General features: G+C 70.2%; 14 protein-coding genes. 6 read left to right on the top strand and 8 right to left on the bottom strand.

Annotated features, from left to right (window positions below; genetic code table 11):
* Position 1 precedes the first annotated feature (1 nt).
* The 7 genes from FY549_RS02550 to FY549_RS02520 all read right to left on the bottom strand — a co-directional run bounded on the left by FY549_RS02550 (position 2) and on the right by FY549_RS02520 (position 7,499).
* A complete protein-coding gene (locus tag FY549_RS02550) occupies positions 2–967 on the bottom strand; it encodes an aldo/keto reductase (protein WP_149083692.1) in 966 nt (321 codons plus the stop codon).
* Positions 937–1,719, bottom strand: coding sequence for a ribonuclease activity regulator RraA (locus FY549_RS02545; protein ID WP_149083691.1), 783 nt, complete (start codon positions 1,717–1,719; stop codon positions 937–939). The genes FY549_RS02550 and FY549_RS02545 overlap by 31 nt, the downstream gene beginning before the upstream one ends.
* Positions 1,716–3,632 carry a hypothetical protein gene (locus FY549_RS02540; protein ID WP_149083690.1) on the bottom strand — a complete coding sequence of 639 codons (1,917 nt, stop codon included), beginning with the start codon at positions 3,630–3,632 and terminating at the stop codon, positions 1,716–1,718. The genes FY549_RS02545 and FY549_RS02540 overlap by 4 nt, the downstream gene beginning before the upstream one ends.
* A complete protein-coding gene (locus FY549_RS02535; protein WP_101848193.1) occupies positions 3,629–4,483 on the bottom strand; it encodes a carbohydrate ABC transporter permease in 855 nt (284 codons plus the stop codon). Before FY549_RS02535 ends, FY549_RS02540 begins: the two co-directional genes overlap by 4 nt.
* The gene (locus FY549_RS02530) at positions 4,483–5,394 is read right to left on the bottom strand and encodes a carbohydrate ABC transporter permease (protein ID WP_149083689.1); all 912 of its coding nucleotides are present in this window, start codon (positions 5,392–5,394) and stop codon (positions 4,483–4,485) included. Before FY549_RS02530 ends, FY549_RS02535 begins: the two co-directional genes overlap by 1 nt.
* A gap of 159 nt (positions 5,395–5,553) precedes the next feature.
* A complete protein-coding gene (locus tag FY549_RS02525) occupies positions 5,554–6,822 on the bottom strand; it encodes an ABC transporter substrate-binding protein (RefSeq protein ID WP_149083688.1) in 1,269 nt (422 codons plus the stop codon).
* Between the two features lie 140 nt (positions 6,823–6,962).
* Positions 6,963–7,499 carry a CGNR zinc finger domain-containing protein gene (locus FY549_RS02520; RefSeq protein WP_149083687.1) on the bottom strand — a complete coding sequence of 179 codons (537 nt, stop codon included), beginning with the start codon at positions 7,497–7,499 and terminating at the stop codon, positions 6,963–6,965.
* Positions 7,500–7,538: 39 nt separating this feature from the next.
* Between FY549_RS02520 and FY549_RS02515 the strand changes: the two genes are divergently transcribed.
* The 5 genes from FY549_RS02515 (at position 7,539) to FY549_RS02495 (ending at position 12,986) form a co-directional block, all read left to right on the top strand.
* Positions 7,539–8,483 (top strand): EamA family transporter, encoded by a 945-nt coding sequence (locus FY549_RS02515; protein ID WP_149083686.1) that lies wholly within the window; start codon positions 7,539–7,541, stop codon positions 8,481–8,483.
* Positions 8,484–8,602: 119 nt separating this feature from the next.
* A complete protein-coding gene (locus FY549_RS02510; RefSeq protein WP_149083685.1) occupies positions 8,603–9,268 on the top strand; it encodes a GntR family transcriptional regulator in 666 nt (221 codons plus the stop codon).
* Positions 9,265–10,791, top strand: a complete 1,527-nt coding sequence (locus FY549_RS02505) for an MmgE/PrpD family protein (RefSeq protein ID WP_149083684.1) — start codon at positions 9,265–9,267, stop codon at positions 10,789–10,791. Before FY549_RS02510 ends, FY549_RS02505 begins: the two co-directional genes overlap by 4 nt.
* A gap of 118 nt (positions 10,792–10,909) precedes the next feature.
* Positions 10,910–11,818 (top strand): methylisocitrate lyase, encoded by a 909-nt coding sequence (gene prpB / locus FY549_RS02500; protein WP_149083683.1) that lies wholly within the window; start codon positions 10,910–10,912, stop codon positions 11,816–11,818.
* Positions 11,819–11,852: 34 nt separating this feature from the next.
* Complete coding sequence (locus tag FY549_RS02495) at positions 11,853–12,986, top strand: bifunctional 2-methylcitrate synthase/citrate synthase (RefSeq protein WP_149083682.1); 1,134 nt, start codon at positions 11,853–11,855, stop codon at positions 12,984–12,986.
* Between the two features lie 6 nt (positions 12,987–12,992).
* On the opposite strand, the gene FY549_RS02490 is transcribed toward FY549_RS02495, so the two are convergent.
* Complete coding sequence (locus FY549_RS02490; protein ID WP_149083681.1) at positions 12,993–13,499, bottom strand: ClbS/DfsB family four-helix bundle protein; 507 nt, start codon at positions 13,497–13,499, stop codon at positions 12,993–12,995.
* 176 nt (positions 13,500–13,675) lie between these two features.
* On the opposite strand from FY549_RS02490, the gene FY549_RS02485 reads away from it, so the two are divergent.
* Complete coding sequence (locus FY549_RS02485) at positions 13,676–15,151, top strand: MFS transporter (RefSeq protein WP_149083680.1); 1,476 nt, start codon at positions 13,676–13,678, stop codon at positions 15,149–15,151.
* Positions 15,152–15,167: the final 16 nt, after the last annotated feature.

Below are 15,167 nucleotides of genomic sequence, written 5' to 3'. Positions count from 1 at the left end.
GTCAGTCGCCGCGCCGCACGAACACGTCGGCCTCCGCGTCGAGGGCGTCCCACAGGGCATCAGGGAGCGCGGCATCGAGGCCGTCGACGAACGCGTCCACCTCGGCGGGCGTCCGCGCCCCGACGACTACGGCGTCCGCGCCGTGCCGCAGTGGGAACTGCACCGCGGCGTCCGCGAGGCGCACGCCGTACGCGGCGCAGACGGCCTGCAAGCGCCGCGCCCGCTCCTGGAGTTCCGCGGGGGCGGGCTTGTACTCGAAGAACGGGGAGCCGACCGGGTCGACGAGGATGCCGGAGTTGAACACCGCGGCCGCGAGCACACCGATACCGCGGGCGGTGGCGGTCGGCAGGAGTCGTTCCAGGGCGGTGCGGTCGAGCAGCGTGAGTCGTCCGGCCTCCATCACCACGTCCAGCGGCGCCTCGGCGACGTAGCGCTCCAGCGGGTCGAGCCGGCCGAGGCCGACGCTGATCGCGCGCACCACCCCTTCGTCGCGCAGCTCGACCAGGGCGGGGAGTGCCGACGCGAACGCCGCCTTTACATCCAGGGGGTCGTGCAGGTGCAGCACGTCCACGCGATCGACGCCCAGTCGGGCGAGGCTGCCATCGAGCGACCTCCGCACGCCGTCCCTGCTGAGGTCGGCGACGGAGTCGTGTCCGCTCGCGGCACCCGTGACGGGGCGGCCGTCTGCATCGACGAGCACCCGGCCGACCTTCGTCGCGATCACGTACTCGTCTCGGGGAACGCCCCGGAGCGCGAGGCCGAGTTTGCGCTCGCTCTCGCCGGAGCCGTACAGGGGTGCCGTGTCGAAGAACCGCACACCCCGCGCGAGCGCCGCCTGCACGGTGGACACCGCGTCGGCGTCGGGCACGGGGGTGAAGAGGTTGCCGATCGGCGCGCACCCGAGTCCGGCATCGGCGCGCGCGGTGACGCCGGGGTTCAGCGGACGGAGCTCTGGACGGAACGCCATGCCTCGTACTCCTCGCGGCTGTCGGGGGTCAACGGGTAGTAGTCGCTCAGGCGCGCGCCCTCGTCGAGGCGGCGGCGGCTGAACACTTCCCACTCCTCATGGTCGCGCGCGTCCTCCACGACCTGGGGTGCCATGGCCTGCGGCACCACGACGGGGCCGTCGTCGTCGGCCACCACGAGGTCGCCCGGCATGCACAGCGCCCCGCCCACCGCGACCGGCACGTCGTACGCCCACGGCACGAGCTCGGACTGCGAGGCGTAGTGCGGGGTCGTGCCCGTCGACCACACCGGGATGCCGAGTTCGCGGATGCGGCCGGCGTCGCGGATGCGGCCGTCCACCACGATCCCGGCGCCCCCCTTGCGTGCGAAGTAGCGCGCCAGGATGTCGCCGATGCAGCCGGAGAAGCGGCTGCCGTAGGCCTGGATCACGAGCACGTCCCCGGGCTGCACGGCCTCGAGCACGTGCCAGAGGGCGGTGTGCCGTTCGGCGTACTCCTGGCCGTCGCCGGAGGCCATGTCCTCGCGCTGCGGCATGAACTGGAGGGTCAGTGCCGAGCCGACGACGCGCTGGCCGAGGCTCAGCGGCTCCGGTCCGTCGATGTAGCTGCGGCGGATCCCGAGTCCGTGCAGCTTGGCGCACGCCGTGGCGGAGGAGATCGCATCGAAGGAGTCGACCACCTCGCGCGAGGGCCGCTGGTAGGCCCCACCCCGCACGGGCAGGGCGAAGTCGGGTCGGATCAGATCGGCGCTCATGCGTCTCCTTCAGGGAACAGGTGGCGCGGCGATCCGGTCGCACGCGCGATGGTCAGGTCGAGGTCGGCGGTGTGCGCCGGGGCCAGGGTCACCACGAGGTCGTCGTCCACGTCGATGGTCGTGGTGACGGTCGGGGCGTCCGGGGCGGTGTACGTGCCCGAGGCGCCGGGCCAGAAGCTGGGCTCCTCGCCGGTCGCCGTGACCCGCACGATCCGGTCGAGGCCGAAGCGCCCGCCGCGCAGCCGCACGGTGCGCGTGTGGACGGCGGAGGTGTTCACGAGTTGCACGCCCACGCCGTGGTCGTCGAGCCGGTGCACGAGCGCGGCGACATCCTCCGGGAGTCCTGGTCGCGCGCGGTCGACGTCTTCGTAGCGCAGGGCCGTGAAACCGAGTCCGCCGTTGTAGAGCACCTGCGGCGCCCCGCCGACGAGCTGGGTCAGCACCTCCGTCACCACGGGGTTCACGCGCTGCCAGAAGTGCAGGTGCGCGGCGTCGGGGTCGCGGTCATCGGCGAGCATCATCGCAGCGCGGCGAGCCACCTGGCCGAGCGCCATCTCCAGCGCCCGCACCGGGTAGTCGGGCAGGTCGCCGGACAGGTACGCGAACCAGCCGGCTTCGTGACCCGCCTCCTCCTTGTCGCGGAACGGGGCGACGAGGTCGGTCGAGGCGGGAAGCCCCGCGATGACCCTCTCCAGCCGCTCCCGGTCGGATGCCCGTCGCGACCACCACCACAGCCACAGCGGCAGGTCGAGCTGCAGCGGACCGTAGTCGAACCAGCCGTCCGCGCCGTGACGATAGGGGACGAGAAGGGCGGGCTCGGTGGCGGCGGCGCCGAGCCGGGCCATCCATCCGCCGCGCAGGCTGTACGTGGACTCCGCGACACTGCCCGTGTGCGCCTCGGCGAGGACGGTGTCGAGCATCGTGCGCACGAGGTCGAGGGCGCCGTCGTCGCCCGTGACGAGCGCGTGGTTCAGGGCGCCGATCAGGGCGCTCATACCGACGGAGTGCAGCCCGTGCGGCCAGGCCCAGCCGTAGTGCCCGCCCCACCAGCGACCGTCGTGGAGGGAGCCCACCGTGCCGTCCGGGCCGACGTTGTCGGGGAGCAGCCCCCCGTCCGCCCGCGCCCGCCAGCCGTCGACGTACCGGCGGACCCACGCGGCCGCCTCCTCGTCGCCGTCGTAGAGCCAGCGATTCGCGGCGAGGGAGGTCGCGGCGAGGTTCACGGCGATGTCGCCCGCCGCCCGCCGCTGCATTTCCTCCGCCATCCGCCGCGCGTGCGCGGGGTCGGCGAGGTCGTCCCACGACGCGATGCCGTCCAGGCCGTGCAGCGGCAGACCGTAGGGGCGCATCTCGTCGCGATCGGCCGTGTACGGCACGATCTTCTCGTCGAGTCCCTCGCGGGCGCCGAGCGCGCCGTTGTGCGGGGAGCGGATCATGTTGCGCGCGGCGTCGTAGTTGCCCTTCGCGGGGTCGGTGAAGAGTGCGGCGAACCGGGCGGCTCGTGCGGCGAACGCGGCATCTCCCGGGTCGGCGGCGCAGATGCCGGCGAGGAACAGCAGCGACTCGCCCTGATGGAACCAGTCGTAGCCGTTGTCGTACTCCTCGGTGAGCATGCCCGCCTCCGCGAGCTGGACCGTCACGCCCTCCCAGTGCCGCTTGGCGTCGGCGAGCACCTCGTCAGACCCGCCGAGCAGGTAGAACGCGGGCCAGTTGAAGAACGGCTCGTAGAGGTCGTCGACGCCGTCCCGGTCGATGAACTCGGCGACGCCGCGGAGGCGGCCGTCCGGCAGGGTGTAGCGGTCGCGGAAGAGGCGGCGGGCCTCCTCGACCTCGGCGAAGAGCCGGCGCTGCAGCACGGCCCACGCCGGGATCGTCCGCAGCGGACGCGTGAGCGGGGTCTCCGGCACGGTCATCCCTTCGTCGCTCCGGCGACCAGGCCGCCGATGATGTGGCGTTGCATGACGATGAAGAACACCATCGCGGGCAGCACGGCCAGCAGGAGGGTCGGGAACACCTGCGTGTAGTCGGTGGAGAACTGCCCGACCGCCGCGTAGACGCCGGTCGTCACCGTGTAGATCCCGGAACTCGGTCCGAGGATGATCTGCGGACTCACGAAGTCGTTCCACACGCCGATCGAGTTGAGCACCACGACGGTCGCGACGACGGGCTTCATGATCGGGAAGATGCACGCCCAGAACGCGCGGATGGGACCGGCGCCGTCCAGCGACGCCGCCTCGTCGATGTCGCGGGGCACGCTGCGGAGGTAAGCGGTGAACAGGAAGATCGTCACCGGCAGCGTCGCCGCGGTCTCGAAGAGGATGAAGCCGGGGATCGTGTTGATGAGCCCGAGCACCCGCAGCACGAAGACGACGGGGATCAGCGTCACCTGACCCGGGATGAAGAGCCCGGAGACGAAGAGCAGCAGCAGTCCCAGGTGCCACTTCGACCGTCCGCGGGCGATGACGTAGGCGACGGGCGCGGCGAGGGCGATGCAGCACAGGTTCACGAGGACGACGAACAGGAGCGTGATCCCGTACGCGGCGATGACGTTGAACTTGCTGCTCGTGATCGCTGCCCAGAGGTAGTCGAACGTGAACATCTGCGGGGTGATCAGCAGCGGGTTCTCGATGATGTCGGCCTGCGGCTTGAACGCGTTGATCAGCATCGTGTACATCGGGATCAGCATCGTGATCGCGACGACGCCGAGGACGATCCACCGGATCGCGCTGACGGCGAGGGCCGGGCGGTTGCGGGTCTGTTTCATCAGTCGGTCGCCTTCTGCTCGGCGCGGCGTCGCACCAGCGTGACGGCGAGGCCGACGACCGCGGTGACGATGAGGAGGATCATGGATTGCGCGGCGCCGAAGCCGAGGGCCGAGTTCGCGAAGGAGTCCTTGAGGATCTGGTAGACGATGGTCTGCGTCGAACCGGCAGGCCCGCCGTCGGTCAGCGACAGCACCACGTCGTACGCCTTGAGGAGCCCGACGAGGGTGAGCACGAGGTTCACGGTGAAGACGGGCGCGATGAGCGGCAGTGTGATGGAGCGGAACTGCTGCCACCGCGAGGCGCCATCGACGGTCGCGGCCTCGTAATACTCGGCGGGGACCGACTTGATGCCGGCGAGGAACAGGATCATGTTGAAGCCGAAGTGCGACCACACGATCGTGAAGATCACGCTCGCCTTGGCGAAGGTCGGGTCGGTGAGGAACGGCATCGCCGGAAGGCCCAGCGTGCCGAGCAGGCCGTTGACGGCGCCGGTGGGGGAGAGCATCGCCGACCAGAGGAAGCCGATGATGAGGGCGCTGATCACGTACGGGTAGAAGAAGATCGTGCGCAGGATCGTGTTCGAGCGTCCGGGGCCGGCGATGAGCGCGGCGATCGCGAGGCCGATGGCGTTGCAGAGGATCGTGCCCACCACCGCGATGACACCGGTGAAGATCGCGGCCTGCGTCGAGCGCGGGCTGCGGAACGCCTTGATGTAGTTCTCCCACCCGACGAAGGTGAAGTTCAGGCTGTACCCGTTCCAGTCGGTGAAGCTGAGCACCGCCGCGAGGATCATCGGGATGACGAACATCGCCAGGAACACGGCGACGGCGGGGCCGCCCATGAGGATGCCGGGGAGGCGGTTCCGCCACTGCTGCAGCGCGGTGCGGCGGCGCGGGGCGGGTGAGGTCATCGGCGTCGATGGTCCTGTCGGGCTGGTGGCCGCGGCCGGGGGCGGCGCGGTCGTGGTGGGGGAGTCATGGCGGCACCTCGTTCTCGGTGGCGCGTTCGGGGAGGGCGCGGAAAGCGCCGGGGAGGCGCCGGGGGCGGTGCGTCCCCGGCGCCTCGAGGGTCAGCCGGCGTTCGCGGCGAACCAGTCGTCCATGGCCTTCAGCACCTGGTCCGCGGACGCGCCGCCGAGGAGGGCCTGGGTCTGGGTGTTGATCTCGCCCGCGTAGCCGTCGGGGAGCGTGCGCTCGCCGTAGCCGCCGCCGGTGGGCGTGTAGGCGTCGGCCGGGGTGTCGGCGACGATCTGCAGCAGCTCCTCCCCGAGCGGCGTCATGTCGTACTCGTAGCCGTCGCGGAAGTTGCCGTCGACCGCGAGCTGGTCACTGACCGCGGTCTTGTCGGTGGTGAGGAACTCGATGAGCTTCGCCGCGGCATCCTGGTGCTTGCTCGCCTTGAGGATCGAGTACGGGCTGGCGATGTTGGCGCCCATCGCGGGCTGCTCGTCGGCGCTCATCGCGGGGGCGCGGAAGACGCCGATGTCGGCCGAGTCGGCGGCCTTGGCCTGGGTGCCGGCGAACCAGCTGCCCATGGAGTACACCGCGGTCTTGCCCGAGAGGAAGGCCTGCTCGGCGTCGGGGTACTTGATGCCAAGGGCGTCGGCGGGGATGTACCCCTCGGACACCCAATCCGCGTAGGTCTCGACGGCGTCGCCGTAGGTTTCGCTGAAGGTGACCTCGCCCGCCGAGATGTCCTGGAACCACTCCGGGTCCTCGGCGATGATCGTCGGCAGCCCGAGCGCCTGCAGGGTGTGGCTCGTCATCCAGTCACCACCGGTCTGGATGGGGGTCCAGCCTGCGTCGGCCAGCTTGCCGAGGGCTTCGGTCAGCTCGTCGACCGTCGTCGGCACCTCCGTGATTCCGGCCTCCTCGAAGGCGGTCTTGTTGTAGAAGAACAGGCTCTGCAGCTGCACACCGATGCCGGCCATGTAGTTCTTGCCGTCGATCGAGTACTGGTCCGCGAGGGGACCAGTCGAGGCCCATTCGTACTGCGAGAGATCGACGAGCTCGGGAGCGAGCTTGGTCGTGGGGGCGATGGACTGCACGACGTCGGGAGCGTCTCCGGCGGCGAGCAGGCGGGGAACCGCGGCTTCGACGCCTTCGGCGCCCGGGTTCTGGATGACGACGTCGATGTTCGGGTTGGCGTCCTCGAACGGCGCGACGAGGTCGTTCCAGAACTCCTCGGTCAGGTTCGGGGTGACGTTCACGAGCATGCGGACGGTGACGTCGCCGCCCGCGTCGCCGCCGTCGTCTCCTGCGGTGGTCGAGCAGCCGGCGATGGCGAGGGCGGATACCGCCGCGATGCCGGCGAGGGGGAGGACTCGGGCCTTGATCATCGTTGATCCTTTCCTGATGCATGAGGGAGGGCCGCTCGCGACATTACACTAATCGATAATCGTTTGTGAAGAGTGCACAGCATCGGTCGGCCCCGGGACCGCGGGGTGCGGTCGCCAGAGCGTGACGCGGGGAAGTGCGGTCAGCCGGCGGCGCGACGGGCCCGGTAGGCGGCCACGGCGTTGCGGTTGGCGCAGCTCGTCGAGCAGTAGCGCTTGGAGCGGTTGCGGGAGAGGTCGAGCGCGATCGCCTGGCAGGTCTCGTCCGCGCAGACGGTGAGGCGAGAGCCCTCGTCCGTGCGGATGACGTCGATCAGGGCCATGGCCGTCTCCACGAGCACGCGTTCGGCGAGCGGGCGGTCGTCGGCGAGGCCGTGCAGGTGCCAGTCCAGCTCATCGTGTCGCACGAGCCGCGGGGTCAGATGCACCTCCGCGAGGGCGGCGTTCACGTGCGCGGCCATCTCGTCGCGCGGAGCCAGCAGCATGGCACGGAGCCGCGGGCGCAGAGCGCGGAGGTCGTCGAGCTCCACCGCGTCCCGGTCGACCCGTCCCGTGTACGGGAAGACCTGGAGGAAGGTCTTCTCGTCGTCGATGTCGACGAGAGTGTCCGGCTCCTCCGCCGAGTTCGCGAGCCAGACGGCGGCGCGCAGCGCATCCTCGGTGTCATCGGTGAAGACCATGTTGACAGCTTACTCCGCGCCGGCGTAGCGTCATCTCCCATGAGCACTGTGGCTGATGACGCCGTCCGGTTTCGGACCGGTGTGCGCGTCGGGCTGCCGCTCGCCATCGCCGCCGCTTTCGCGTTCGGCTCCTCCGGGGCGTGGGCGCGCGGGCTCATCGACGCGGGGTGGACCCCGGGCGCCGCCGTCACGGTGCGGGTGTGGGTCGCGGCGCTCGTCCTGCTCGTCCCCACCCTCCTCGCGCTGCGGGGCCGGTGGCGCACCCTCCGCCGGAACGTGGGACTGGTCGCCGCCTACGGACTCCTCGCCGTCGCGGCCACTCAGCTCTGCTACTTCCAGGCCGTCGCGGTGATGGACGTCGGGATCGCGCTGCTGATCGAGTACACGGCTCCGGTCGCGGTGCTCCTCTGGCTGTGGCTCCGTCGAGGCGAACGGCCCACGCGGCGCAGCGTCCTCGGGGCGGGGATCGCGTTCGTCGGGCTGGTCCTCATGCTCGACATCGTCACGGGCGCTCAGGTGAACGTGGTCGGAGTCCTCTGGGCGCTCGGGGCGATGGTGGGCGCCGCGAGCTACTTCGTGCTGTCCGCGCGGGCCGACACCGGAATCCCGCCGATCGCCCTCGCGGGGAGCGGGCTGTTGCTCGGTGCCGTCGGGCTGAGTCTCGCGGCGCTGGTCGGCGTGCTGCCGTTCGCGTGGACGACCGCCGAGGTGGAGTACCGCTTCGGCGCCGTGCCGTGGTTCGTGCCGGTCCTCGCGATCGGAGTGATCGCCACGGCGCTCGCGTACGTGCTCGGCATCGTCTCGACACGGCTGCTCGGCTCGCGCCTCGCGTCGTTCGTCGCGCTCGCCGAGGTCGTGGCGGCCCTGCTCTTCGGCTGGCTCCTGCTCGGTCAGCTCCCCGGTCCGCTGCAGGCCCTCGGCGGCGTGCTCGTGCTCGTCGGCGTGGTGGTGGTGAAGCTCGGCGAGCCCCGCCCCGCCGCCTGAGCCCGTCTCCCGGGGGCACAACTTGTGGGGACCGGGTCGGGTCGGAACTATGTATACGAATGGGCGGTCGTCGCCGGACAAGTGGACTGGAGAGGCCGGTTTATGTATACACTGGCGGAATGGTTCTCCCGGTCGAGCGCACGTCCATGGGCGACCGCGCCTACGCGGCGCTGCTCGACGGCATCCAGTCGGGGGAGCTGCCGGCCGGCTTCGTGCTCGGCGAGGTGGAGCAGGCCGAACGTCTCGGCGTGAGCCGGACCCCGCTGCGCGAGGCACTGCGCCGCCTGGCCGCAGACGGTCTGGTCGTGCAGCAGTCGCCCCGTGTCACCGTCGTCGCCGCCCTGGATGCCGACGACATCCGGTCCCTGTTCGAGATCCGCCGCGCGCTGGAGGAGACGTCCGCCCGCCTCGCCGCGGTCCGGGGAGACGCCGCCGGGTTCGCCGCCCTCGCCGACGAGTTCGCGCACGTGGATCTCACCCGGGCCGAGGGTCGCGACGCCTACTACGCCCTGATCGCCCGCTTCGACGCCGCCCTGGACGCGGCGGTCGCCAACGACTACATCGCCGCGGCCCTGCGCACGGTCCGCACCCACCTCGTGCGCGTGCGGCGGATGGCCCGCGACAAGCCCGCGCGGCTCGCGGCCTCCGCCGCCGAGCACCGCACCATCGCCGAGGCGCTCGCCGCCCGTGACGGCGACCTCGCCGCCCACGCTACGCACGTGCACCTGCACAACGCGCTCATCGGCATCCTCGAGACCCTCTCCGACAGCGAAGGACACTCATGACCGTCACCCATCACGTCCGCGTACACGCCAGTTCCGAGAACCTCGCCCGCGAGGATCAGCTCGCCTGGAAGATCGCCGAGGTCGCGGCCGACCAGGTCGAGGTCGAGCAGCCCGTCGTCGACATGATCATCAACCGCATCATCGACAACGCCTCCGTCGCCGCGGCCTCCCTCACCCGCGCCCCGATCGTCGCGGCCCGCGCGCAGGCGTTCAGCCACCCCGTCTCGACGGGCGGCGCCGGCGCCAACCTGTTCGGCACCCCCCTCGACCGCCGTACCAGCCCGGAGTGGGCGGCCTGGGCCAACGGCGTGGCGGTGCGCGAGCTCGACTACCACGACACGTTCCTCGCGGCGGAGTACTCGCACCCCGGCGACAACATCCCGCCGATCCTCGCGGTCGCGCAGCACACCGGCAAGGACGGCCAGGCGCTCGTGCGCGGCATCGCCACCGGCTACGAGATCCAGATGGACCTCGTGCGCGCGATCTGCCTGCACAAGCACAAGATCGATCACGTCGCGCACCTCGGCCCGTCCGCCGCCGCCGGTATCGGCACGCTCCTCGGACTCGACGTCGAGACGATCTACCAGGCGGTCGGCCAGGCCCTGCACACCACGACCGCCACGCGGCAGAGCCGCAAGGGCGAGATCTCCACGTGGAAGGCGCACGCCCCGGCCTTCGCCGGCAAGATGGCCGTCGAGGCGGTCGACCGGGCCATGCGCGGCCAGACCAGCCCCGCGCCGATCTACGAGGGCGAGGACGGCGTGATCGCCTGGATGCTCGACGGCAAGGACGCCGCCTATGAGGTGCCGCTCCCTGCTGCGGGCGAGCCCAAGCGAGCGATCCTCGACTCGTACACGAAGGAGCACTCGGCGGAGTATCAGGCGCAGGCGTGGATCGACCTCGCGCGCAAGCTCGGCACCGCGAACCCGGCCCTCCGCGACCCCGCGAACATCGCCTCGATCGTGCTCCACACCAGTCACCACACGCACTACGTCATCGGCTCAGGCGCGAACGATCCGCAGAAGTACGACCCGACGGCCTCCCGTGAGACCCTCGACCACTCCATCCCGTACATTTTCGCGGTGGCGTTGCAGGACGGCGGCTGGCACCACGTCGACTCGTACACCCCGGAGCGCGCCGGCCGGGCCGACACGGTCGCTCTGTGGCACAAGATCACCACGGCGGAAGACGCGGAGTGGACCCGCCGCTACCACTCGGAGGACCCGGACGAGAAGGCCTTCGGCGGTCGGGTGGAGATCCGCCTCACCGACGGCTCGACCGTCGTGGACGAGATCGCCGTCGCCGACGCGCACCCCCTCGGCGCCCGCCCGTTCGCGCGGGAGAACTACATCGCCAAGTTCCGGCTGCTCGCGGAGCCCGTGCTCGAGTCCGCAGAGATCGAGCGGTTCCTCGCCCTCGTGCAGCGCCTTCCGGAGCTCACAGCCGCCGAGGTCGGCGAGCTCTCGATCGTCGCGAAGCCGGGTCTGCTCGACGAGGCCGCGGCGCCCGCCGGTCTGTTCTGATGCCCACGCCGTTCATGACTCAGGAGAATCGGCGCGGAACGCGTCGGCTGACCGCCCACACGGCTCTTCCCGCCGCCGGTCTCCTGAGTTGTGAACACCGATCGAAGGGGAGCAACTGATGCTGTACTCCACCACGACGCCGGCCGAGAAGCGACGGCTGTTCCGGGAGCGTCTCGCCTCCGGGGAGCTGCTGCGGTTCCCGGGGGCGTTCAACCCGCTGAGCGCCCGGCTCATCGAGGAGAAGGGTTTCGAGGGCGTCTACATCTCCGGCGCCGTGCTCTCCGCCGACCTGGGGCTGCCGGACATCGGCCTCACCACCCTGACCGAGGTCGCGGGACGCGCCAGGCAGATCGCCCGGATGACCGAACTTCCGGCGATCGTCGACGCTGACACCGGCTTCGGCGAGCCGATGAACGTCGCCCGCACGATCCAGGAACTCGAGGACGCGGGGCTCGCCGGCACCCACATCGAGGATCAGATCAACCCGAAGCGCTGCGGGCACCTCGACGGCAAGGCCGTGGTGGATGAGGACACCGCGATCAAGCGCATCAGGGCCGCCGCCGACGCCCGCCGGGACGAGAACTTCCTGATCATGGCCCGCACCGACATCCGCGCGATCGAGGGCCTGGACGCGGCGGTCGACCGGGCCAAGGCGCTCGTCGACGCGGGGGCCGATGCGATCTTCCCGGAGGCGATGCGCACGATCGGTGAGTTCGAGGCGATGGCCGAGGCGCTGGACGTGCCGATCCTGGCGAACATGACCGAGTTCGGCAAGAGCGAGCTGTTCTCGGTCGACAGCCTCCGCGACGCCGGGGTGCGGATGGTCATCTGGCCGGTGTCGCTGCTGCGGATCGCGATGGGGGCGGCGGGCCGTGCGCTCGATACGCTGAACGACGAGGGGCACCTGACCTCGAGGCTCGGCGAGATGCAGCACCGCGCCGACCTCTACGAGCTGATCGACTACGAGTCGTACAACCGTTTCGACTCCGGCGTCTTCAACTTCACACTCGACAACACCGGTCGCTGAGCAGCGGAGCGGCGCCGTACACGAAGGAGTGACCATGACCGAGCCGGACATCAAGAAGGGCCTCGCAGGGGTCGTCGTCGACACGACAGCCATCTCGAAGGTCAACCCCGAGACGAACAGCCTGCTGTATCGCGGCTACCCCGTGCAGGAGCTCGCCGAGACGCAGTCCTTCGAAGCCGTGGCGTACCTGCTGTGGCACGGCGAGTTGCCGACGGGAGACGAGCTCGCCGCGTTCCGGCTGGAGGAGCGGAAGCACCGCGCCCTGGCCGACAACGTCAAGGCCGCGATCGACCTCGTGCCGCTCGAGGCGCACCCGATGGACGAGGTGCGCACCGCCGTGAGCCTGATCGGCGCGTCCGACCCCGAGGCCGGCGGTTCCGTGCTCGACGCCGGTGGCAGCCCCGAGCAGAACCTGGCGCGCAGCATCCGCCTGTTCGCCGCGCTGCCGGCCATCGTCGCGTACGGTCAGCGTCGTCGCCGCGGGCAGGAGCTCATCGCCCCGCGCGACGACCTCGACTACTCCGCGAACTTCCTCTGGATGACGTTCGGCGAGGAGGCCGACCCGGTCGTGGTCGACGCCTTCAACCGCTCGATGATCCTCTACGCCGAGCACTCCTTCAACGCCTCGACGTTCACCGCCCGGGTCATCACCTCCACCCTCAGCGACATCTACTCGGCTGTGGTCGGGGCCATCGGCGCGCTCAAGGGCCCGCTGCACGGCGGGGCGAACGAGGCCGTGCTGCACATCTTCACGGAGATCGGCTCGGCGGACGCCGTGGAGGCGTGGCTCGACAAGGCCCTCGCGGAGAAGCGCAAAATAATGGGCTTCGGGCACCGTGTCTACAAGAACGGCGACTCCCGGGTGCCGACGATGAAGGCCGCGCTGGACACCCTCGTCGCGCACTACGGCCGGGAGGACGTGGCGGCGCTGTACGACGCGCTGGAGTCGCAGTTCGTCGAGCGCAAGGGCATCCACCCGAACCTCGACTACCCGTCCGGCCCCGCGTACAGCCTCATCGGCTTCGACACGCTCACCTTCACGCCGCTGTTCGTCGCGGCGAGGGTGACGGGGTGGACGGCGCACGTCATCGAGCAGGCCGGCGCCAACGCCCTGATCCGTCCGCTGTCGCACTACGACGGCCCCGACGAGCGGCACGTCGCGGGCTGACGGCGTTCAGAGCGTGCGGAGCCAGCGGCGCAGCCGGCTCCGTGCGTTCGCGTACGGCGACGAGGTGTTGAGCGAGATCATGCGTCCGAGCGTCCATCTCCGGTACCAGGGGGCGCCGTAGAGCTCTTCCTCCGAGCGGTCGCGGACGAGCTCCACGATCCGGCGTTCAGCGTCGTCGAGGCGGGCGCGGAGGTCGTCCCAGGACTCGTGCTCGTGCTCGCGGTAGAAGCGGAGCGCGAGTGACCCGAGGTCGTTCCACGCCGCACCGGGCGCCGGGAACTCGTCGGGGAGGCCAGCGGCGCGGCGCTCGTTCCAGATGAGGACCTGCTCGTTCCAGCCGATGAGGTAGGCCACGAGATCGGCGGGACTGATCGAGGTGCCGGCCGCGTGCCCCGGGAGCACCTTCTCCCGGACGTGGGCCGCAGGCACCCGGTCGAGGTCGTCGGACAGTCGGGCGTAGGACGTCTCGATGGCGGCGAGCAGCTGATCCTTCGTCGCAGGGACGCCGGACATCCCCCCACCTCCGTTCGAATCGCCTGATTGGCTCCATTCTCGCCCGGGATGGGGCCATTCGCGCGATTCGAGGCTGTAGCGTGCCGGCGGCCCGGGGTCAAGCAGATGCGGCGGATCGCTCCGGGGAGTAAAACCGGATCCGGGACGACAGCGTGTCCCGCGAGAAGGAGGCCCCCATGTCCGCATCCGACGTCAGCGTCAAGGAGGTCCGGTCACTCGTCCCGGCGCGGATGGACCGACTCCCCTGGTCGCGATTCCACTGGATGATCGTCGTCGGACTCGGTTTCTCCTGGATCCTGGACGGGCTCGAAGTGCAGATCGTCGCGGCCAACGGCTACGCGCAGACGCTGGGGATGGGCCCGGCCGAGGTCGGTCTCGCGGGCACCTGCTACCTGCTGGGCCAGGTCTTCGGCGCTCTCGTGTTCGGTCGCCTCGCCGACCGCCTCGGACGCAAGAACCTCTTCCTGCTCTCCCTCGCGGTATACCTCGTCGGCTCGGCCGTCGCCGGCCTGGCGTTCGCTCCCTGGTTCTTCTACATCTGGCGCTTCGTCGCGGGCGCGGGCATCGGTGGCGAGTACGCGGCCATCAACTCCGCCATCGACGAGATCATCCCGGCGAAGTACCGCGGCCGAGTGGACATCGCCATCAACGGCACCTATTGGGGCGGTGCGGCGCTCGGTGCCGTGGCCAACATGTTCTTCCTCAACACCGACATCCTTCCCGCCGACATCGGCTGGCGGCTGAGCTTCTTCGTCGGACCGATCCTCGGCATCCTCATCATCTGGCTGCGTCGCCACATCCCGGAGAGCCCGCGCTGGCAGATGACCCACGGTCGCGAGGAGGAGGCGGAGCGCAACGTCGACGGGATCGAGGAGCGCATCCGCAAGGAGGGCAAGACGATCGAGCCCGTCGACGAGAGCAAGGCCATCACGGTCAAGGAGTACGGCAGCGTCCCGTTCCTCGTGATCGCGAAGGTGCTGTTCCAGAAGTACCCGCGGCGCACCCTCGTCGGCATCACGATGATGGTGACGCAATCCTTCCTCTACAACGCGATCTTCTTCACCTACGCCCTCGTGCTCGAGAACTTCTACGACACCCCGCCGGCGTCGGCGTCGCAGTACTTCATCGTCTTCGCCATCGGCAACCTCGCGGGCGCCCTCATCCTCGGCCACTTCTTCGACACGTGGGGTCGGCGGCGGATGCTCTTCGGCACCTATGTGCTCGCGGGGCTGATCCTGCTCGTCAGCGCCTTCCTCTTCAACGCGGGCGTGCTCAACGCGGGCACGCACACGGCGTTCTGGTGCGCGTCGTTCTTCTTCGCGTCGGCCGGAGCGTCCGCCGCGTACCTGACGGTGAGCGAGATCTTCCCGCTCGAACTGCGCAGCCAGGTGATCTCGTACGTGTTCTCGATCGGGCAGCTCGTCGGCGCCGTGGCCCCGGTGCTCTACGGAGCGCTGATCGGTGCGAGCGCGGAGTCCGGCGACCGCGGCCCGCTGTTCTGGGGATACGTGCTCGGGGCGGCGATCATGATGTTCGGTGGCGTCGTGTGCGGCATCTTCGGTGTGAGCGCGGCCGGCAAGTCGCTGGAGGACATCGCGGATCCGCTCTCGCTCGTGGAACCCGCGAAGAAGGGCGTGACGCCCGGCTCCTGACCGCCGGTATCGGAGG

The sequence above is a fragment of the Microbacterium sp. 1S1 genome, from assembly GCF_008271365.1.
Classification (GTDB): Bacteria; Actinomycetota; Actinomycetes; order Actinomycetales; family Microbacteriaceae; genus Microbacterium.
The sequence above is the reverse complement of the archived record's forward strand: the minus strand, read 5'-3'. Positions and strand labels throughout refer to the sequence as shown.